This is a genomic window from Methylibium sp. Pch-M, assembly GCF_004136295.1.
GTDB lineage: Bacteria > Pseudomonadota > Gammaproteobacteria > Burkholderiales > Burkholderiaceae_C > Methylibium > Methylibium petroleiphilum.
Genome location: NZ_CP029606.1, coordinates 2,565,989 through 2,584,172 on the forward strand (window position 1 = coordinate 2,565,989; position 18,184 = coordinate 2,584,172).

17 protein-coding genes are annotated in these 18,184 nt (G+C 68.5%); 16 read left to right on the forward strand and 1 reads right to left on the reverse strand.

All coding sequences use genetic code 11. From position 1 onward, the window contains the following. The first annotated feature begins 82 nt into the window (after positions 1-82). The 16 genes from acpP (at position 83) to nagZ (ending at position 14,637) form a co-directional block, all read left to right on the forward strand. On the forward strand, positions 83-322 hold the full coding sequence (acpP, locus tag C1M51_RS12405) for an acyl carrier protein (protein WP_011828239.1): 240 nt from the start codon (positions 83-85) through the stop codon (positions 320-322). A gap of 38 nt (positions 323-360) precedes the next feature. Next, entirely contained in the window at positions 361-1,605 is a 1,245-nt protein-coding gene (gene fabF, locus C1M51_RS12410) for a beta-ketoacyl-ACP synthase II (RefSeq protein WP_129450173.1), read from the forward strand. Between the two features lie 33 nt (positions 1,606-1,638). Continuing rightward, on the forward strand, positions 1,639-2,103 hold the full coding sequence (locus C1M51_RS12415) for a hypothetical protein (protein WP_129450175.1): 465 nt from the start codon (positions 1,639-1,641) through the stop codon (positions 2,101-2,103). Between the two features lie 81 nt (positions 2,104-2,184). Further along, positions 2,185-2,727, forward strand: coding sequence for a sigma-70 family RNA polymerase sigma factor (locus C1M51_RS12420; protein ID WP_242500048.1), 543 nt, complete (start codon positions 2,185-2,187; stop codon positions 2,725-2,727). A 38-nt stretch (positions 2,728-2,765) separates the two neighbouring features. After that, complete coding sequence (locus C1M51_RS12425) at positions 2,766-3,407, forward strand: sigma-E factor negative regulatory protein (protein ID WP_129450177.1); 642 nt, start codon at positions 2,766-2,768, stop codon at positions 3,405-3,407. A gap of 2 nt (positions 3,408-3,409) precedes the next feature. Further along, on the forward strand, positions 3,410-4,468 hold the full coding sequence (locus C1M51_RS12430; RefSeq protein ID WP_242499676.1) for a MucB/RseB C-terminal domain-containing protein: 1,059 nt from the start codon (positions 3,410-3,412) through the stop codon (positions 4,466-4,468). 100 nt (positions 4,469-4,568) lie between these two features. Further along, positions 4,569-6,074, forward strand: coding sequence for a DegQ family serine endoprotease (locus C1M51_RS12435; protein ID WP_409072605.1), 1,506 nt, complete (start codon positions 4,569-4,571; stop codon positions 6,072-6,074). Positions 6,075-6,630: 556 nt separating this feature from the next. Further along, positions 6,631-8,445: a translation elongation factor 4 gene (gene lepA, locus C1M51_RS12440; RefSeq protein WP_036233390.1), complete on the forward strand. Its 1,815-nt coding sequence runs from the start codon at positions 6,631-6,633 to the stop codon at positions 8,443-8,445. 7 nt (positions 8,446-8,452) lie between these two features. Next, positions 8,453-9,421 (forward strand): signal peptidase I, encoded by a 969-nt coding sequence (gene lepB, locus C1M51_RS12445; RefSeq protein WP_129450181.1) that lies wholly within the window; start codon positions 8,453-8,455, stop codon positions 9,419-9,421. A gap of 26 nt (positions 9,422-9,447) precedes the next feature. Beyond that, positions 9,448-9,837, forward strand: a complete 390-nt coding sequence (locus tag C1M51_RS12450; RefSeq protein WP_129450183.1) for a DUF4845 domain-containing protein — start codon at positions 9,448-9,450, stop codon at positions 9,835-9,837. Positions 9,838-9,895: 58 nt separating this feature from the next. Further along, positions 9,896-10,588, forward strand: coding sequence for a ribonuclease III (gene rnc / locus C1M51_RS12455; RefSeq protein WP_129452187.1), 693 nt, complete (start codon positions 9,896-9,898; stop codon positions 10,586-10,588). Next, positions 10,585-11,523: a GTPase Era gene (era, locus tag C1M51_RS12460; protein ID WP_129450185.1), complete on the forward strand. Its 939-nt coding sequence runs from the start codon at positions 10,585-10,587 to the stop codon at positions 11,521-11,523. The genes rnc and era overlap by 4 nt, the downstream gene beginning before the upstream one ends. Then, on the forward strand, positions 11,520-12,350 hold the full coding sequence (recO, locus tag C1M51_RS12465; RefSeq protein WP_242499678.1) for a DNA repair protein RecO: 831 nt from the start codon (positions 11,520-11,522) through the stop codon (positions 12,348-12,350). The genes era and recO overlap by 4 nt, the downstream gene beginning before the upstream one ends. Before the next feature lie 15 nt (positions 12,351-12,365). After that, positions 12,366-13,163, forward strand: a complete 798-nt coding sequence (locus tag C1M51_RS12470) for a pyridoxine 5'-phosphate synthase (RefSeq protein WP_129450186.1) — start codon at positions 12,366-12,368, stop codon at positions 13,161-13,163. A 7-nt stretch (positions 13,164-13,170) separates the two neighbouring features. Beyond that, positions 13,171-13,569: a holo-ACP synthase gene (acpS, locus tag C1M51_RS12475; RefSeq protein WP_129450188.1), complete on the forward strand. Its 399-nt coding sequence runs from the start codon at positions 13,171-13,173 to the stop codon at positions 13,567-13,569. Continuing rightward, positions 13,570-14,637 carry a beta-N-acetylhexosaminidase gene (gene nagZ, locus C1M51_RS12480; protein ID WP_129450190.1) on the forward strand — a complete coding sequence of 356 codons (1,068 nt, stop codon included), beginning with the start codon at positions 13,570-13,572 and terminating at the stop codon, positions 14,635-14,637. Positions 14,638-14,728: 91 nt separating this feature from the next. Here nagZ and C1M51_RS12485 read toward each other — a convergent pair whose 3' ends face one another. Beyond that, complete coding sequence (locus C1M51_RS12485) at positions 14,729-17,776, reverse strand: Rne/Rng family ribonuclease (protein WP_129450192.1); 3,048 nt, start codon at positions 17,774-17,776, stop codon at positions 14,729-14,731. Positions 17,777-18,184 lie beyond the last annotated feature (408 nt).

An 18,184-nucleotide genomic window follows, 5' to 3' on the forward strand; every position in this document is an offset into this window, starting at 1 on the left:
GGGTCGCGCCGCTGCGCCGGAGCTGTCACGCCGGAGCAACTAGAATCACGGGCTGTTTTTGCAAACTCTCCTTGGAGGAGTCATGAGCGACATCGAAGCACGCGTCAAGAAGATCATCGCCGAGCAACTCGGCGTGGCCGAAGGCGAGGTCACCAATGAAAAAGCCTTCGTCGCCGATCTGGGCGCGGATTCGCTGGACACCGTGGAACTGGTGATGGCACTCGAGGACGAGTTCAGCATCGAGATCCCCGATGAAGAGGCGGAGAAGATCACGACCGTGCAGCTCGCGATCGACTACGCCAAGAGCCACGCCAAGGCCTGACGGCCGCGGTTTCCGTTTCCTTCGTTTCTCTACAGCGCATGAGCCGTCGTCGCGTCGTGGTGACCGGGCTCGGTCTCGTCACCCCTCTGGGCAACACGGTGGACGAGTCCTGGTCGCGGCTCGTGGCTGGCCAGTCCGGCATCGCCACTGTCACCAAGTTCGATGCCACCAAGCTGGCCTGCCACATCGCTGGCGAGGTAAAGGGTTTCCAGATCGAGGATTACATCCCCGCCAAGGAAGCCCGGCACATGGACACCTTCATCCACTACGGCCTCGCAGCGTCGCTGCAGGCCGTGAAGGATGCCGGGCTGCCCACGGGCGATGCGCTGAACGAGGAGCAGGCCGAGCGCATCGGTTGCCTCGTCGGCTCGGGCATCGGTGGCCTGCCGCTGATCGAGGAGACGCACGCGGAGTACGCGGCGCGCGGGGCGCGTCGGATCTCGCCATTCTTCGTGCCGGCCTCGATCATCAACATGATCTCGGGGCACTTGTCGATCCAGTGCGGCTTCACGGGGCCGAACCTCGCGATCGTCACCGCCTGCACCACCGGTCTGCACTGCATCGGCCAATCGGCCCGCATGATCGAGGCCGGCGACGCCGACGTGATGATCGCCGGCGGTGCCGAGTCGACCGTCTCGCCGCTCGGCATCGGCGGCTTCGCTGCGGCACGCGCGCTGTCGACCCGCAACGACGATCCGGCCACCGCCTCGCGCCCCTGGGACCGCGACCGTGACGGCTTCGTGCTTGGCGAAGGGGCCGGCGTGATGGTGCTCGAGGAGTACGAGCACGCCAAGGCCCGCGGCGCACGGATCTATGCGGAGCTGGCCGGCTTCGGCATGGGCGCGGACGCCTTCCACATGACGGCGCCCAACGTGGATGGCCCGAAGCGTGCGATGAAGGCCGCGTTGCGCAACGCAGGGATCGAGCCGGGTCAGGTGCAGTACCTGAACGCACACGGCACCTCGACGCCGCTGGGCGATCTGAACGAGAGCAACGCGATCAAGCTGGCCTTCGGCGATCACGCGAAGAAGCTGGTGGTCAATTCCACCAAGTCGATGACCGGTCACCTGCTCGGCGGCGCAGGCGGCATCGAATCGGTGTTCACGGTGCTCGCGATCCGCGACCAGGTGTCGCCACCCACGATCAACATCTTCAACCAGGATCCCGAGTGCGACCTGGACTACTGCGCGAACACTGCGCGCGAGATGAAGATCGAGCATGCCGTGAAGAACAACTTCGGTTTCGGCGGCACCAACGGCACGCTGGTGTTCAAGCGCGTCTGACGCGCGTGCCGGCCCTGATCATTCCTCCGGACGATGCGTGCGGCCCCCGCCGTGGCGGTGACGGCCGGCCCGGACCCGGCGCGAGGGCTGCTGCGGCTCCTGTCGGCGCTGGCCGTGGGCGTGACGGCGCTGTGGGCCCTGCAGCGCGGCGACGGCCTCGCGGCGGCCGTCACGGGCCTGGTCGTGGCCGGCGTGGCGTGGCTGCTGTGGCGAGATCGGCAGGCCTCCGCGCAGCGTCTGAAGTGGGACGGCGTCGACTGGTGGCTGGCCGGGCCTGCGGATGCGGCGGAACCACGCGCCGGCAAGGTGGCGGTGGCGCTCGACCTGGATCGCTGGTTGCTGCTGCGCTTTCGGGCGGACGGCCGCGAAGTTCCGGCGTCCGGACCCCGTACGCGCTGGCTGGCCATGCGGCGCCACGAGCATCCGGCCGAATGGCATGCGCTGCGCTGTGCACTCTATTCGCCCGCGGCATCGTCCGGCGCCTCGGAAGGTCCATGAGCCGTGGCTGAGCCGACCAGCCCCGACAACGACGCTCTGCTGGTCGACCGCGTCAAGCAGGGCGACGTGCGCGCCTTCGAGATGCTGGTCGTCAAGTACCAGCGGCGGATCGAGCGCCTGATCGGGCGCATGGTGCGCGACGTCGACCTGGTTCAGGATATCGCCCAGGAGACCTTCATCCGCGCCTACCGTGCGATCCCGCAGTTCCGTGGCGAGAGCCAGTTCTACACCTGGCTGTACCGGATCGCAGTCAACACGGCCAAGAAGACCCTCGGCGATCTGAAGCGCGACCTGCTCGTGACCGAATCGGCACGGGCCGGCCGGGACGAGGACGGCGATGAAACTTCCCGGGTCGAGAACGAACTAACCGATGGCGAGACGCCTGACGCCTTGCTGGCATCGAAACAGATCGCCAACGCAGTGAACTCCGCGATCGAGGATCTGTCCGAAGATCTGAGGCAGGCGATCACGCTGCGCGAGATCGAGGGCCTGAGCTACGAAGAGATCGCCGACGTGATGAATTGCCCGATCGGGACAGTGCGGTCGCGCATTTTCCGGGCGCGCGAGGCGATCGCGGAGCGTTTGCGCCCGATGCTGGAGCAGCGCTCCGGCGAGCGCTGGTGAGTAGTGTGGGCAAGCCCAGGGGCCAACGGAGTGTTCAGATGAGCAATGTCGAGAACCTGCAGGGGGCCGAGGCCCTTTCGGCCCTGGTCGACGGCGAAGCCGACGCCGGCACGGCGGCCTCGCTCAGCGCGCGCTGGCGTGACGAGGCGGCTCTGCGCGAACGCTGGCACAGCTACCAGCTGATCGGTGATGTGCTGCGCTCCGAGGAACTCGGTGGCCGGGGCCGTGACGCCGAGTTCCTGCAGCGTCTGCGCACGCAGCTCGACCGGGAGCCGGTCGTGCTGGCCCCGCAAGCCCGTCCGGCGGGCCGGGACGCCTTGCCCCGGCAGCGCAACGCCGGCGTGGGTTTGCGCCGCTGGGCCACACCGGCGGCGGTGGCGGCGGGTTTCCTGGCCGTGATCGGCTCGCTGGCCGTGACCCGCCTGCCCGGGCCGCAGGCCGAGGCGCCGCAACTGGCGCAGGCACCGGCGCCGGTGGTGCCGGCCGAGGTGCCCCAGCGGGTCGCCCTGTCCGCGCCCGCCGATCAGGTCGAGCCTGCCAGCGGCGTGCTGATCCGCGATGCCCGCCTCGATCAGTATCTGGCGGCGCACAAGCAGTTCGGTGGCAGCTCCGCCTTGAGCGTGCCGTCGGGCTTCCTGCGCAGCGCGACCTACGACGGCGCCACGGCGGCCGCGCGCTGAACATGCTGCAGAACATCGTTGCGCGGGGATTGCGCGCCATGCCGGCCGTCGTGCTGATGGCCGCGTTGTTGCCCACCGCGACCCGAGCCCAGGCCAGCGGCGATCCGCTGGTCGAGGCGCGCGATGCACGCTACTGGCTGGCGCGCATCCATGAGGCGGCCGGGAAGCGCAACTTCCAGGGGACGTTCGTCGTGACGGCGGCCGGCTCGGTGGCGAGTTCGCGCATCGTGCACTTCTGCGACGGTCGCAACCAGTTCGAGCGCATCGAGTCGCTCGATGGTCAGCACCGTCAGGTCTACCGCCATAACGATCTCGTGCACAGCCTGTGGCCGCACAGCCGCGTGGCGGTGGTGGAGACGCGGCAGGCCATGGGGCAATTCCCCCTGTTGCTGTCGGCCGGCGCCGACCGCATCGTGCCGTTCTACGACGTCAAATCGCTCGGCGACGGGCGTGTGGCGGGGCACGAAGCCAATGTGCTGCTGCTTCAACCCAAGGACAGCTACCGCTTCGGCTACCGCCTGTGGGCCGAGCGCAGCTCCGGCCTCTTGCTGCGATCCGAGGTGTTCGACGAGCGCGATGTCGTGCTGGAGACCTCGGCCTTTTCCGAGGTGTCCATCGGCGTGAAGCCCCGGCCGGAGTCGGTGCTGCAAGCGATGAAGCGACTGGACGGCTATCGCGTCGAGCGACCGACGCTGCAGCAGGTGGACATCGGGCGAGAGGGGTGGTTGCTGAATGCCTTGCCACCGGGTTTCCGGCACGTCAGCAGCGTCAAGCGCCTGATGACCGTTGCTGGAGGGGAGCAGCCACGGCCTGCTGCTGCCCAGGAAGAGTTTCCCTTGGCGCCGCCTTCGGTGCTGCAGGTCATCTACTCCGATGGCCTCACCTACGTGTCGGTGTTCATCGAGCCCTACATGCCGCGCCTGCACCGTCGGGAGATGCTGATGTCGCTGGGGGCGACCCAGACTCTGGTGAAGCGCCGGGGTGAATGGTGGATCACCGTGATCGGTGATGTCCCCGTCGTGACCCTGCGCGCGTTCGCGGCGGCCTTGGAACCCCGCTGACGGATTCGCGATCTCACCGCGCCGGGCCGCGGGGTCCCGCGGCCATGGCTCCCTGATCGACTGTTGGTACGAGGTGATGATGCAAGAAGCAAGAACTGAAATGCCGCGCTCGCCGTGGCGCGCGCGGTCCTGGGTCTGGGTGGCGGCGGCGAGCATCGCCGGCGCCTTGACGCTGGGGGGGCTGCTGATGTCTCCGCATGCCAGCCATGCGCAGCCGGCCGTGGCAGCGGCACGTGGCCTGCCCGACTTCACCGACCTCGTCGAGCAGGTCGGTCCGGCGGTGGTGAACATCCGGACCACCGAGCGCACCCGCGGCGGCCAGCGCGGCGGTGGGGGCGCCGGCCCGGAGATGGACGAGGAAATGCAGGAGTTCTTCCGCCGCTTCTTCGGCGTGCCGCCGGGGCAACTGCCTGGGCAGCGCCAGGATCCGCGGCGGCAGGCGCCCGACGAAGAGCAACAGCGTGGCGTGGGCTCCGGCTTCATTTTCACGACCGACGGCTACGTGATGACCAACGCGCACGTGGTCGACGGTGCCGACGAGGTGTACGTCACGCTGACGGACAAGCGCGAGTTCAAGGCCAAGCTGATCGGTGCCGACAAGCGCACCGATGTGGCCGTGGTCAAGATCGAGGCCGCAGGCCTGCCGTCGGTGAAGATCGGCGACGTCAGCAAGCTCAAGGTCGGCGAATGGGTCATGGCGATCGGTTCGCCCTTCGGCCTGGAGAACACGGTCACGGCCGGCATCGTCAGCGCCAAGGCGCGCGACACCGGCGAGTTCGTTCCCTTCATCCAGACCGACGTGGCCATCAATCCCGGCAACTCCGGCGGGCCATTGATCAACCTGCGCGGCGAGGTGGTCGGCATCAACTCGCAGATTCTCAGCCGCTCGGGCGGCTTCATGGGCATCTCCTTTGCCATTCCGATGGACGAAGCCACGCGCGTGGCGGACCAGCTGCGTGCCGGTGGCCGCGTGGTGCGGGGGCGCATCGGCGTGCAGATCGGCGAGGTGACGAAGGACGTGGCCGAATCGCTCGGCCTCGGCAAGGCCGCGGGGGCTCTGGTGCGTTCGGTCGAGGCCGGCGGGCCGGCCGACAAGGCCGGCGTCGAGGCGGGCGACATCATCACGCGCTTCGATGGCAAGCCGGTCGAGAAATCCAGCGACCTGCCGCGCCTGGTGGGGGGAACCAAGCCGGGGACCAAGGCAAGCCTGCAGGTGTTCCGCCGCGGCAGCGCGCGCGATCTTGGCGTGACGGTGGCAGAACTCGAGCCCGAACCGGGACGCCGGGCGGCCGCACCGGAGAGCAAGCAGGCGCCGACGCCGAGCGTGGTGTCCGGCCTGGGCTTGACGCTGGCCAACCTGAGCGAGGAGCAGAAGCGAGAACTCAAGCTGCGTGGCGGCGTGCGAGTGGAAGCGACCGAAGGTGCGGCGGCGCGCGCGGGCTTGCGTGAAGGCGATGTGATCCTGTCGGTCGGCAATGTCGAGATCGTCGACGTGAAGCAGTTCGAGGCCGTGATCGCCAAGATCGACAAGAGCAAGCCGATCAACGTGCTGTTCAGGCGAGGGGAGTGGGCGCAGTACGCGCTGATCCGCACGACGACCCGCTGACGCAGCGCGGGGAAGGGCGGCGCGATGGCCGATCTGGGTCGTCAAGCCGTCGCCCCAGTCGTCAGTCTGGTTTTCCGTCAGCTGAAAAGGATTCGGCGATTTGCGGAGCCTTGAAATCTTCCAAAAAGTGGGTGTGCGCACACACCCGCTTTTTTGATGTTCGGATTGGGCTTGAAATTCACTAGAATTTCGCCAAATTTCGCCTCTTTATGCGTGGCACAGAACAATAGTTGGCATGCCAAAGATCGTCCACAGGACGCCCACAGGGGTTTGTGGATAATCTGTGCATGAATTCCATTGTTGGCACGCTGCAACGACGCAAAACCGAGCATCGGCGCGGTTTCCGGCCCGGTTGATGTGGCTACAATGAAAGCCCAACGAAGCAGTTGCCAAACGTTTTTTGTTGGAAGGCGCGTCACCGGTTTGACGTGCCTTTTTTTTATGTGCGGCACGGACCGCCCAGCCCTCACCCCGCTTCGCGACACGAGCACCCGGCGCAACGGCAGCGCTCTTGTAGCTCACGCTTGAAGCGCAGCGCAGTACGACGACAGGTCAGATGGACCACATCCGCAATTTCTCGATCATTGCCCACATCGATCACGGCAAGAGCACCCTGGCCGACCGGATCATCCAGCGCTGCGGCGGCCTGAGCGATCGCGAGATGGAAGCCCAGGTGCTGGACTCGATGGACATCGAGCGCGAGCGCGGCATCACGATCAAGGCGCAGACGGCGGCCCTGAACTACAAGGCGCGCGATGGCCGGGTCTACCAGCTCAACCTGATCGACACGCCGGGGCACGTGGACTTCAGTTACGAGGTCAGTCGCTCGCTGTCGGCCTGCGAAGGGGCCTTGCTGGTGGTCGACGCATCGCAGGGCGTCGAGGCGCAGACGGTGGCGAACTGCTACACCGCGCTCGACCTGGGTGTCGAGGTGGTGCCGGTGCTCAACAAGATGGACCTGCCGCAGGCCGACCCGGAGAACGCCAAGGCCGAGATCGAGGACGTGATCGGCATCGACGCCGAGCACGCGATCCCCTGCTCCGCGAAGACGGGCGAGGGCATCGACGAGATCCTCGAGGCGGTGATCACCCGCATGCCGGCTCCCCGCGGCCAGCCCGACGGGCCGCCGCGCGCGATGATCATCGACTCCTGGTTCGACAACTATGTCGGCGTCGTGATGCTGGTGCGCATGGTCGACGGCGTGCTCCGCAAGGGAGACCGCATCCGGATGATGGCCACCGACACCGTGTATCCGCTGGAACAGTTGGGAGTTTTCGCGCCGAAGTCCGAATCTCGCGAGCAATTGAAGGCGGGCGAGGTCGGCTTCCTGATCGCCGGCATCAAGGAGCTGCAGGCCGCCAAGGTGGGTGACACCATCACGCTCGAGAAGAAGCTGCCCAACAACGCCGGGCCGGCCAGCGAGCCGCTGCCCGGTTTCAAGGAGATCCAGCCGCAGGTCTTCGCCGGGCTCTACCCGACCGAGGCCAGCGAGTACGACCAGCTGCGCGACGCGCTGGAGAAGCTCAAGCTCAACGACTCCTCGCTGCGCTACGAACCCGAGGTGAGCCAGGCACTCGGCTTCGGCTTCCGCTGCGGTTTCCTCGGCCTGCTGCACATGGAGATCGTGCAGGAGCGCCTGGAGCGCGAGTTCGACCAGGATCTGATCACCACGGCGCCCAGCGTCGTCTACCAGGTGCAGCTCGGCGGCCTGGCGGGCGAGGTGATCGAGGTCGAGAACCCATCGAAGATGCCCGAGATCGGCAAGATCGCCGAGATCCGCGAGCCCATCGTCACCGTCCACCTCTACATGCCGCAGGACTACGTCGGCCCGGTGATGACGCTGGCCAACCAGAAACGCGGCGTGCAGCTCAACATGGCCTACCACGGCCGCCAGGTCATGCTGACCTACGAGATGCCGCTCGCCGAGATCGTGCTGGACTTCTTCGACAAGCTGAAGTCGGTGTCGCGCGGCTACGCCTCGATGGACTACGAGTTCAAGGAATACCGCGCGGCCGACGTCGTGAAGGTCGACATCCTGATCAACGGCGACCGGGTCGATGCGCTGTCGATCATCGTGCACCGCAGCCAGAGCCAGTATCGGGGTCGCGCGGTGGTGGCCAAGATGCGCGAGATCATCTCGCGGCAGATGTACGACGTGGCCATCCAGGCGGCCATCGGGGCCAACATCATCGCGCGGGAGAACATCAAGGCCTTGCGCAAGAACGTGCTGGCAAAATGCTACGGTGGCGATATCAGCCGCAAGCGCAAGCTGCTCGAAAAACAGAAGGCTGGCAAGAAACGCATGAAGCAGATCGGCTCCGTCGAGGTGCCGCAGGAAGCGTTCCTGGCCATCCTCCAAGTGGACGACTGAACACTTCATGAGTGCATTGACCGGGCTGCTCTATGGCGCCCTCGTGGTTTACCTGGGCGGCTGGTATCTCGGCTCCTGGAGCGGCAACTTCTCGCTGCTGCTCTTCATCCTGACCCTGGCGACCTTCGGCTACTGGCTGGCCGAGCGCCTGCACTTCCTGCCGCGACGCGTGGCGGCAGCCTCGGCACTGGAGGCGCAGGATGCGCAGCGGCGCAGCGAGCTGCAGCGCCAGGGCATCCAGCAGGTCGATGGCAACGTGGCCGTGACGCGGGAGCGCGTGCTGGCCCAGCCGTGGTGGCTGGACTGGACCGCGGGCCTGTTCCCGGTGATCCTGGCGGTCTTTCTGCTGCGCTCCTTCCTGTTCGAGCCGTTCAAGATTCCGTCAGGCTCCATGATCCCCACGCTGGCGATCGGCGATCTCATCCTCGTGAACAAGTTCCACTATGGGGTGAGGCTGCCGGTGATCAACAAGAAGATCCTCGCCAACAATGAGCCCCAGCGTGGCGACGTGATGGTGTTTCGCTATCCGGTCGAGCCGGGTGTCGACTACATCAAGCGCGTGGTCGGTCTGCCGGGTGACGAAGTGGCCTACCTGAACAAGAAGCTCTCGATCAATGGTCAGCCGGTGGAAACCCGGCCGCTGCCGGATTTCTACGACGAGGACTCGCTGCGCTATGCCCAGCAGGCGAGTGAAAAGCTCGGCGCCGTCGAGCACCGCATCCTGACCGACAAGGACCGTCCCGGCTTCGTGATCCCGATGCCTCAGTTCCAGAACTTCCGCGACAACTGCCGCTACAACGCCGAAGGCGTGGTGTGCACCGTGCCCCCGGGCCACTACTTCATGATGGGCGACAACCGGGACAATTCGCAGGATTCGCGCTACTGGGGCTTCGTGCCCAACGAGAACATCGTCGGCAAGGCCTTCTTTGTCTGGATGAATTTCGGTAACCTCAGGCGAATCGGCTCCTTCCATTGAGCCGGCGCTTCACCAGGAGAACAACGATGGCCTTCGCAGCGTCGGCAACATCGGGTGCGGTCCACGCGCGCCCTGCCCAGAGAGGCGTCACCCTGATCGGCCTGCTGTTCTGGGCCATCATCATCGCCTGCGTCGCGTTGGTCGGCCTGAAGGTGCTGCCGACCGTCAACGAGTACTTCACCATCCAGCGCGCGGTCAACAAGGTCGCCAAGGAGGGGGGCAGCACCGTGCCGGAGATCCGGGCCGCCTTCGACCGCCAGAAGGACATCGAATATTCGATCTCGTCCATCAGCGGCAAGGACCTCGAGATCACGAAGGAGAACGAGAAGGTCGTGGTGAAGTTCGCCTACGACAAGGAGCTCGAGCTGATCCAGCCGGTCTTCCTGCTGATCAAGTACCGGGGGCACTCGCAGTGAGGCCGTGCCGCGCCGCCGCCGCCAGGCGCGCGGTGCGGTCGGCGACGCCGTGAGCGACATCCCTGCCGCATTCGACTCGCTGCAGGTCCGTCTCGGGCACCGCTTCGCGCAGGTCGACCTGCTGGGCCGGGCACTGACCCACAAGAGCTTCGGCGCCCACAACAACGAACGGCTCGAGTTCCTCGGCGACGCGGTGCTGTCGGCCGCCATCTCGGGCCTGCTGTTCCAGCATTTCGGCCAGTCCGGCGAGGGCGACCTGACCCGGGTGCGTGCCCACCTGGTGCGCGAGGAGATGCTGCACCGCCTGGCGCTGGATCTCGGCCTGCCGGCCCTGCTGCGCCTGAGCGAAGGCGAGGCGCGCAGCGGCGGCGCCCGGCGTCCGTCGATCCTGGCCGACGCGGTGGAGGCCTTGATTGCCGCGGTCTACCTCGACGGCGGCTTCGCGTCGGCGCAGGCCCTGGTCGAGCGCCTCTTCACGCCGCTGGTCGCCAGCACCGCGGCCGAAGCCTGGACGCGCGACCCCAAGACCGAACTGCAGGAATGGCTGCAGGCCCGCCGCCAGCCGGTGCCCGGATATCGCATCGAATCGACCCGTGGACGCCAGCATGAGCAGATGTTCACCGTGGTCTGCAGCATCCCGTCGCGTTCGCTCGAAGTTCGCGGGGAGGGGCGATCCCGGCGTGCCGCCGAGCAGGAGGCCGCCCGTGCGGCGCTAGCTACACTGAAGCCAGACGAAGCCGAGCGCCCATGAACGACAGCACCACCGCCGCCCCTGCTGCGGGCGCAGACATGCCCGAGCAGCGCTGCGGCCTGGTGGCGATCGTCGGTCGGCCCAATGTCGGCAAGTCGACCCTGCTCAACGCCCTGGTCGGGCAGAAGGTCAGCATCACCTCGCGCAAGGCGCAGACCACGCGCCACCGCATCACCGGCATCCGCAGCACCGACGCCGCGCAGTTCGTGTTCGTCGACACCCCCGGCTTCCAGACCCGCCACACCGTCAAGGGCGCCGGCGCGCTGAACCGCAACCTGAACAAGACCGTCCAGTCGGTGATGGGCGACGTGGACGTGGTCCTGTTCGTCGTCGAGGCCGGCCGCTTCGGGCTCGACGATGCCAAGGTGCTGTCGCTGGTACCGCCGGGCAAGCCGACGCTGCTGGTCGCGAACAAGCTCGACCTGGTGCGCCGCCGCGCCGAACTCGCGCCCTGGCTCAAGAGCATGCAGGAGCGCCATCCCTTCGCCGAGTTCGTGCCGCTGGCGGCCACCAGCCCCGACGACGTGCGGCGCCTGCTCCAGATCGTCCAGCCCTACCTGCCCGAGCAGCCGTGGTTCTACGACGAGGAGGCCCTGACCGATCGCAGCGAGCGCTTCCTCGCCAGCGAGATCATCCGCGAGAAGCTGTTCCGGCTGACCGGGGACGAGCTTCCGTACACGTCGACCGTGGTGATCGACGAGTTCAAGGAAGAGGGCGCGCTGCGCCGTATCGCCGCCACCATCATCGTCGAGCGCGAGGCCCACAAGGGCATGGTCATCGGCGACAAGGGGGAGCGCCTGAAGCGCATCGGCACCGATGCACGCGTCGAGCTCGAGCGCCTGATGGACGGCAAGGTCTTCCTCGAGATCTGGGTCAAGGTGCGTTCCGGCTGGGCCGACGACGAGGCCCGCCTCAAGAGCTACGGCTACGAGTGAGAGCCGCCGCGTCGCGCGTCGCCGGCGCCACCCCGCAGGCTGCCCGTGGAGGCCGTGCCGCGGCCCCGGTGCTGCAGCCGGCCTACCTGCTGCACCGTTACGACTGGAGCGAATCCAGCCTGATCCTCGACCTGTTCACCCGCGAGCACGGCCGCGTGGCGGTCGCGGCCAAGGGAGCGAAGCGGCCCTACTCCCAGCTGCGCGCGGTGCTGCTGCCGTTCCAGCGGTTGCAGGTGGCCTATGGTGTGCGTCGCCATCGGGAGGGCGAGGGCGACGGCGGCGAGGTGCAACCGCTGAAGACCGCCGAATGGGCCGGCGGCCCGGCGATGCTCGGTGGGGCGGCGCTGCTGACCGGCTTCTACCTCAATGAACTGTTGATGAAGCTGCTCGCCCGGCAGGACCCGCACCCGACCCTGTTCGATGTCTATGCGCACACGTTGCCGGCGCTGGGGGCGAGCGACGATGCGCGGGTCGAGGCGGCGCTGCGAGGCTTCGAGCTGGTGCTGCTGCGCGAGATCGGCCTGTTGCCCGAACTCGGCCGCGTCACGCTGACTCAGCAGCCGCTGGGCGGCGGCGTTCGGCATGCGCTGAAGGCCGAGTCCGGCCTGGTGGCCGCAGGCGCGGGTGAGGTGGGCCTGGCGGCGGACGACTGGCTGGCCCTGCAGGCCGCGCTCGATGCCGACGATCTGGCGGCGCTGCAGCGCGCCTGCCTGCCGGTGCTGGCCGACCTCAAGCCGATGCTGCGCAACCTGCTTCACTATCATCTGGCCACGCCGGTGCTGCGCACGCGGCAGTTGATGATGGACCTGCAGAACCTCGACCGCTGACGAGCTGACGTTTCGATGAATCCGCTGATCACCTCCGGGCACTCTTTCCACGGCGCGACGACCGCGCTGTCGGTCAACCTGAACAAGGTTGCGCTGCTGCGCAACACACGGGCGCTGACGATCCCGAGCGTCACGCGCGCCGCCCGCATCGCGATCGACGCGGGGGCGCACGGCATCACCGTGCACCCGCGGCCCGACCAGCGCCACATCCGCACCCACGACGTGCACGACCTGGCCGAGATGCTGGAGCAGGAGCATCCGCACATCGAATACAACCTCGAGGGCAATCCCTTCCACAACCTGATGGACCTGGTGCGCGCGGTGCGTCCGCACCAGGCGACCTTCGTGCCCGACAGCGTCGAGCAGTCCACCTCCGACCACGGCTGGAACCTGCCAGAGGACAACGAGGCGCTGAGACCGCTGATCGACGAATGCCATGCGCTCGGCGTGCGCGTCAGCCTGTTCATGGACCCGCTGCCCGAGGCGATGGTCCAGGCCCGTGCCATCGGGGCCGACCGCGTCGAGCTTTACACCGAGGCCTATGCGCGCTCGCACGGTGAAGGCGCCGGCACGCCGCAGCATGCCGCGCTGCTGGCCTGCTACACCGCCAGCGCCGAGGCCGCGCTGGGCGTCGGCCTGGGGCTCAACGCAGGCCACGACCTGAACCGCGACAACCTGACCGCCTTCCTCCGCGCCGTGCCCGGCGTCCAGGAGGTGTCGATCGGACACGCGCTGATCGCCGACGCGCTGGAGCTGGGGCTGGCCGAGACCGTGCGCGACTACCTGCGCTGCATCCACCGCGCCCACGCGTAGCCTCGGCATGATCTTCGGGATCGGCACCGACATCTGCGACATCCGTCGCCTGCGCGCGACCTACGCACGTCGCGGCGAGCGCTTTGCGGAGAAGGTGCTGGGCCCGCAGGAGATCGAGGTGTTCCGCTACCGCCTGGCCAAGGTGGAGGCGCGGGGCCTCAGCTACCTGGCCACGCGCTTCTCGGCCAAGGAGGCCTTCTCGAAGGCGATCGGCACCGGCATGCACACGCCGATGAGCTGGCGTGCCTGCCAGATCCTCAACGCACGCAGCGGCAAGCCGGAGATCCGCCTGCATGGACCGCTGGCCGCCTGGTTCGAGGCGCAGGGCCTGCGCGCCCACGTCAGCGTCACCGACGAAACCGACTACGCGGCGAGCTTCGTCGTGGTCGAGACCCAGGAAGCCTAGATGAACCACGCCCCCATCGTCCTCGACATCGCGGGGACCGCACTCGACGCCAACGACCGGCGCCGCCTGCGTCACCCGCTGGTCGGCGGGCTGATCCTGTTCGCCCGCAACTGGCAGCACCGCGCCCAGCTGACCTCGCTCACCGCGGAGATCAAGGCGCTGCGCCCCGACGTGCTGGTTTGCGTCGACCATGAAGGCGGGCGCGTGCAGCGCTTCCGCAGCGACGGCTTCACCCACCTGCCGCCGATGCGCGCGCTGGGCGAGCTGTGGGTGAACGACGGCAAGGCCGGCCCGGGCAGCGGTGCGATGCGCGCCACCGATGCCGCCACCGCCTGCGGCTACGTGCTGGCCGCCGAGCTGCGCGCCTGCGGCGTCGACTTCAGCTTCACGCCGGTGCTCGACCTCGACCACGGCCCGAGCGGCGTGATCGGCGACCGTGCCTTCCACCGCGATCCGCGCGTGGCCACGCTGCTGGCCAAGAGCCTGATGCACGGCCTGCTGCTGGCCGGCATGGCGAGCTGCGGCAAGCATTTCCCGGGGCACGGCTACGTGGCCGCCGATTCGCATACCGAGGTGCCGGTCGATCGCCGCACGCTGCGCCAGATCCTCGGTGACGATGCCCGACCCTACGAGTGGCTCTCCACGTCGCTCCCCAGCGTGATGCCGGCGCACGTGATCTACCCGAAGGTCGATGCGCGGCCCGCCGGCTTCTCGCCGCGCTGGCTGCAGGACATTCTGCGCGGTCGGCTCGGTTTCACCGGCGCAATCTTCAGCGACGATCTCAGCATGCAGGGCGCGACCGTCGCCGGCACGCCCACCGAGGCTGGCATCGCCGCGCTGAATGCCGGCTGCGACCTGGTGCTGCTGTGCAACCAGTCTCTCGACGGCGGCGCACCGCTCGACGCACTGATCGACGGGCTGGAGACGGCGCTCGAGCGCGGTCGCTGGCAGGCCAGCACCGACAGCGAGGCGCGTCGCCTCGACCTGCTGCCACAGACGGCGCCGCTGCCCTGGGACGAGCTGATGCACCACGCGCCCTACCAACGCGCGCTCGACCAACTGCCCTGAGGGGTCGCCGTGCCGCCGGCACCGCGGCCCATGAAAAAACGCCCCCGGGCCGCGAAGACCCGAAGGCGTTGTCCTCGGCCCTGGCGTGGGCTCAGCGGCCTTCGAACGGCAGCTTGATCTGCGACAGGTCCTTGCGCGTCTCCACCAGCACCAGCGGGCCGTCGTCGATCGCCACCACCGGCTTCGGCTCGCGCGGCACATGCACCGGCTTCGGTGCATCGGCCATCGCCTGCTGTACCGCGCGCACCTTGTCCGCGTCGGAGTTCACCCACTGCAGGCCGGCGCCGGTGGCCACCGCGGCGAGGTCGTCGATCGGCAGCGCGTAGGGCGGCAAGGCGGCAGCAGCCTCAGGCGGCGCAGCATCGGCGACCGGTTCGATCGCGACCGGCGCGGGTGCAGGCGCGCGCGCCACCACCTGTGCAGCGACCGGCGCCGAGGCGGGCGGCGTGGCCACAGGGGCCTTGGACACCACGTCGGCCAGCGCCTGCAACGCGACGTCCGCGGGCTGCGGCGGCGTGGGCGCCGCGACGGTCGGCTCTGCCGCAGCCGCGGGCTCGGCCGTCGGAGTGGCTTCCCACCAGGGCTTGACGGTGTCGGCCGTGCTGGCCGACGCCGCAGCGTCGTCGCCACCGGCCACATCGCTCGGCGTCGCTGCGGCGACCGGAGCCCCGTTGTCGCCCTCGCCGCGCTCGCGGCGACCGCGGCCGCCCCGGCGCCGACGACGCGGCTCGCCGCCTTCGCCGGCGGTCTCGTCATCCGGTGCAGCCTCGCCCTCGGCACGCGGCGGCAGGCCGTCTTCGTCGGTGCTCGGTGCAGCGTCGACGGCGGCGCCGTCGACCGCGCCTTCGGGTGCATCGCTGCGGGCCTCGTCGCGCTCACCGCGACCGCGGCCACCGCGGCGGCGGCGGCGGCGTGCGCCTTCACCGCCCTCGGCGCCTTCCGTGGCCTCGGCTGCAGCCCCGGCAGCGGCGGCCACGCCCTCGGCGGCCAGAGGCAGCGTCAGGTCCTCGGCCGCCGATGAGGAGGCCGATTCCGGACGCGGGCCGCGGCGCGGTTCATTGCGCGGCGGGCGGTCGGCGCTCAGGCCGGCCGTCTCGGCGGCGGCACCTTCCGGGCGCTCGCCGCGGCGGCCTCGGCCGTCGCGTTGTTCTCCGCCACCACCGCCGCGGCGGTTGCGGTCCTCGCCCCGTTCACCGCGCTCGCCCCGCTCACCACGGGCTTCGGTGCGCTCGCCTCCCGGGCGGCCGTCGCCCCGTTCGCCGCGCTGGCCATCGCGTCCGCCGCGGCGACCACGGCCCCCGTCGCGATGGCCATCGCGTCCGCCTTCGCGGGCCGGCTTCGCCGGCTGTGCGGCAGGCGGGCTGACCGCGGGTGTGGCGGCCGGCGACGCGTCGCCGCCGAAGAGCCTCTTCAACCAGCCGAAGAATCCGCCGCCGCCGCCGTCGCGGCTGGCAGGCACCGGTGCCGCCACGACCGGTGGCGCGGCGGCGACCGGTGCCTTGGCCACCGGTTCCGGTTTCGGCGCGGCCACCGGGGCGGGCAGATCGGGCAGCACGCCCTTGATCACCGGTTCCTGCTTGGCCTTGGCCTTCTCGCGCCGGGTGATGCCGACCTCGTCGTCCGGCTCCTCGATCATCGTGTAGCTGGCCTGCAGGTTCTCCAGGCGGGGATCGTCGTGGCGCAGGCGCTCGAGCTTGTAGTTCGGCGTCTCGAGGTGCTTGTTCGGCACCAGCAACACGGTGGTGCGCTGGCGCAGCTCGATCTTGGTGATCTCGGTGCGCTTCTCGTTGAGCAGGAAGGAGGTGACCTCCACCGGCACCTGCACGTGCACGGCGGCGGTGTTCTCCTTCATCGACTCTTCCTGGATGATGCGCAGGATCTGCAGCGCGGAAGATTCGGTGTCGCGGATGTGGCCGGTGCCGTTGCAGCGCGGGCAGGTGATGTGGCTGCCTTCGCTGAGCGCCGGGCGCAGGCGCTGGCGGCTCAGCTCGAGCAGGCCGAACTTGCTGATCGAGCTGAACTGCACGCGGGCGCGGTCGGTGCGCAGCGCGTCGCGCAGGCGGGTCTCGACCTCGCGGCGGTTCTTGCTCTCCTCCATGTCGATGAAGTCGACGACGATCAGGCCGCCCAGGTCGCGCAGCCGCATCTGCCGCGCGATCTCGTCGGCCGCCTCGAGATTGGTGCGCGTCGCGGTCTCCTCGATGTCGGAGCCGCGCGTCGAACGCGCCGAGTTCACGTCGACCGAGACCAGCGCCTCGGTGTGGTCGATCACGATCGCGCCGCCCGAGGGCAGGTTCACCGTGCGCGAGAACGCGGTCTCGATCTGGTGCTCGATCTGGAAGCGGCTGAACAGCGGCGCATCGTCCTTGTAGCGCTTGACCCGCGAGGCCGATTCCGGCATCACGTGGTTCATGAACTGCTGGGCCTGCTCGTAGATGTCGTCGGTGTCGATCAGGATCTCGCCGATGTCGGCGTGGAAGTAGTCCCGGATCGCACGGATCACCAGCGAGGACTCCTGGTAGATCAGGAACGCCCCCTTGCCCGCCTTGGCCGCGCCGTCGATGGCGCTCCACAGCTTGAGCATGTAGTTCAGGTCCCACTGCAGCTCGGGGGCGCTGCGGCCGATGCCGGCGGTGCGGGCGATCAGGCTCATGCCCTTGGGGTATTCGAGCTGGTCGAGGTTCTCCTTGAGTTCCTCGCGGTCCTCGCCCTCGATGCGGCGCGACACGCCGCCGCCGCGCGGGTTGTTGGGCATCAGCACCAGGTAGCGACCGGCCAGGCTGACAAAGGTGGTCAGCGCCGCGCCCTTGTTGCCGCGCTCCTCCTTCTCGACCTGCACCAGCAGTTCGGTGCCGTTGGAGATCACGTCCTGGATCTTCGCGTCGCGGACGGTCACGCCTTCCTTGAAGAACTGCTTGGAGATCTCCTTGAACGGCAGGAAGCCGTGGCGGTCCTCGCCGTAGTCGACGAAGCAGGCCTCCAGCGACGGCTCGACGCGGGTGACGACGGCCTTGTAGATGTTGCCCTTGCGCTGTTCGCGCCCCTCGATCTCGGTCTCGAAGTCGAGCAGTTTCTGCCCGTCGACGATCGCCAGGCGCCGTTCTTCCGATTGCGTGGCATTGATCAGCATGCGTTTCATGTGCACTCCTCCGTGCGGGAGGCCAGGGGCCCGCCCGCACACGAATCCGACCAGGCCCGTCGCCGGGCACGGCCTGTCGATGCACGAAACAGCGTGGAGGAACCGGAAGGAATCGCCCTGGACTCGACCGCTCGCCACGCCCGTCAGGGCGCTGCGGCGCTCAAGCGTTGGCGCGTGCGTCCGCGTGGGTCTGGATGGGCCTGCCACGGACCGGGCCGTGGCGTGGCGCGCTCCTTCCGCACACGCGTGGGCCGACGCGCAGCGATGGGGCTGCGGGCGATCGGAGCGCGAAGGGGAGGGGGCGGGCCGAAGACATCCGGGACATCACGGGGCGCGGGGGGCAGCTCGCCGGTGCCTGGGGCACCTCCGGTCTGCCACCGGAAAACCTTGTTGGTTGGTTCGTACTAC

Excerpts from the sequence above, each read along its gene's own strand:
- acpP (WP_011828239.1), top strand. The coding sequence starts at position 83 with ATGAGCGACATCGAAGCACGCGTCAAGAAGATCATCGCCGAGCAACTC.
- fabF (WP_129450173.1), top strand. The coding sequence starts at position 361 with ATGAGCCGTCGTCGCGTCGTGGTGACCGGGCTCGGTCTCGTCACCCCT.
- C1M51_RS12415 (WP_129450175.1), top strand. The coding sequence starts at position 1,639 with ATGCGTGCGGCCCCCGCCGTGGCGGTGACGGCCGGCCCGGACCCGGCG.
- C1M51_RS12420 (WP_242500048.1), top strand. The coding sequence starts at position 2,185 with ATGCTGGTCGTCAAGTACCAGCGGCGGATCGAGCGCCTGATCGGGCGC.
- C1M51_RS12425 (WP_129450177.1), top strand. The coding sequence starts at position 2,766 with ATGAGCAATGTCGAGAACCTGCAGGGGGCCGAGGCCCTTTCGGCCCTG.
- C1M51_RS12430 (WP_242499676.1), top strand. The coding sequence starts at position 3,410 with ATGCTGCAGAACATCGTTGCGCGGGGATTGCGCGCCATGCCGGCCGTC.
- C1M51_RS12435 (WP_409072605.1), top strand. The coding sequence starts at position 4,569 with ATGCCGCGCTCGCCGTGGCGCGCGCGGTCCTGGGTCTGGGTGGCGGCG.
- lepA (WP_036233390.1), top strand. The coding sequence starts at position 6,631 with ATGGACCACATCCGCAATTTCTCGATCATTGCCCACATCGATCACGGC.
- lepB (WP_129450181.1), top strand. The coding sequence starts at position 8,453 with ATGAGTGCATTGACCGGGCTGCTCTATGGCGCCCTCGTGGTTTACCTG.
- C1M51_RS12450 (WP_129450183.1), top strand. The coding sequence starts at position 9,448 with ATGGCCTTCGCAGCGTCGGCAACATCGGGTGCGGTCCACGCGCGCCCT.
- era (WP_129450185.1), top strand. The coding sequence starts at position 10,585 with ATGAACGACAGCACCACCGCCGCCCCTGCTGCGGGCGCAGACATGCCC.
- C1M51_RS12470 (WP_129450186.1), top strand. The coding sequence starts at position 12,366 with ATGAATCCGCTGATCACCTCCGGGCACTCTTTCCACGGCGCGACGACC.
- acpS (WP_129450188.1), top strand. The coding sequence starts at position 13,171 with ATGATCTTCGGGATCGGCACCGACATCTGCGACATCCGTCGCCTGCGC.
- nagZ (WP_129450190.1), top strand. The coding sequence starts at position 13,570 with ATGAACCACGCCCCCATCGTCCTCGACATCGCGGGGACCGCACTCGAC.
- C1M51_RS12485 (WP_129450192.1), bottom strand. The coding sequence starts at position 17,776 with ATGAAACGCATGCTGATCAATGCCACGCAATCGGAAGAACGGCGCCTG.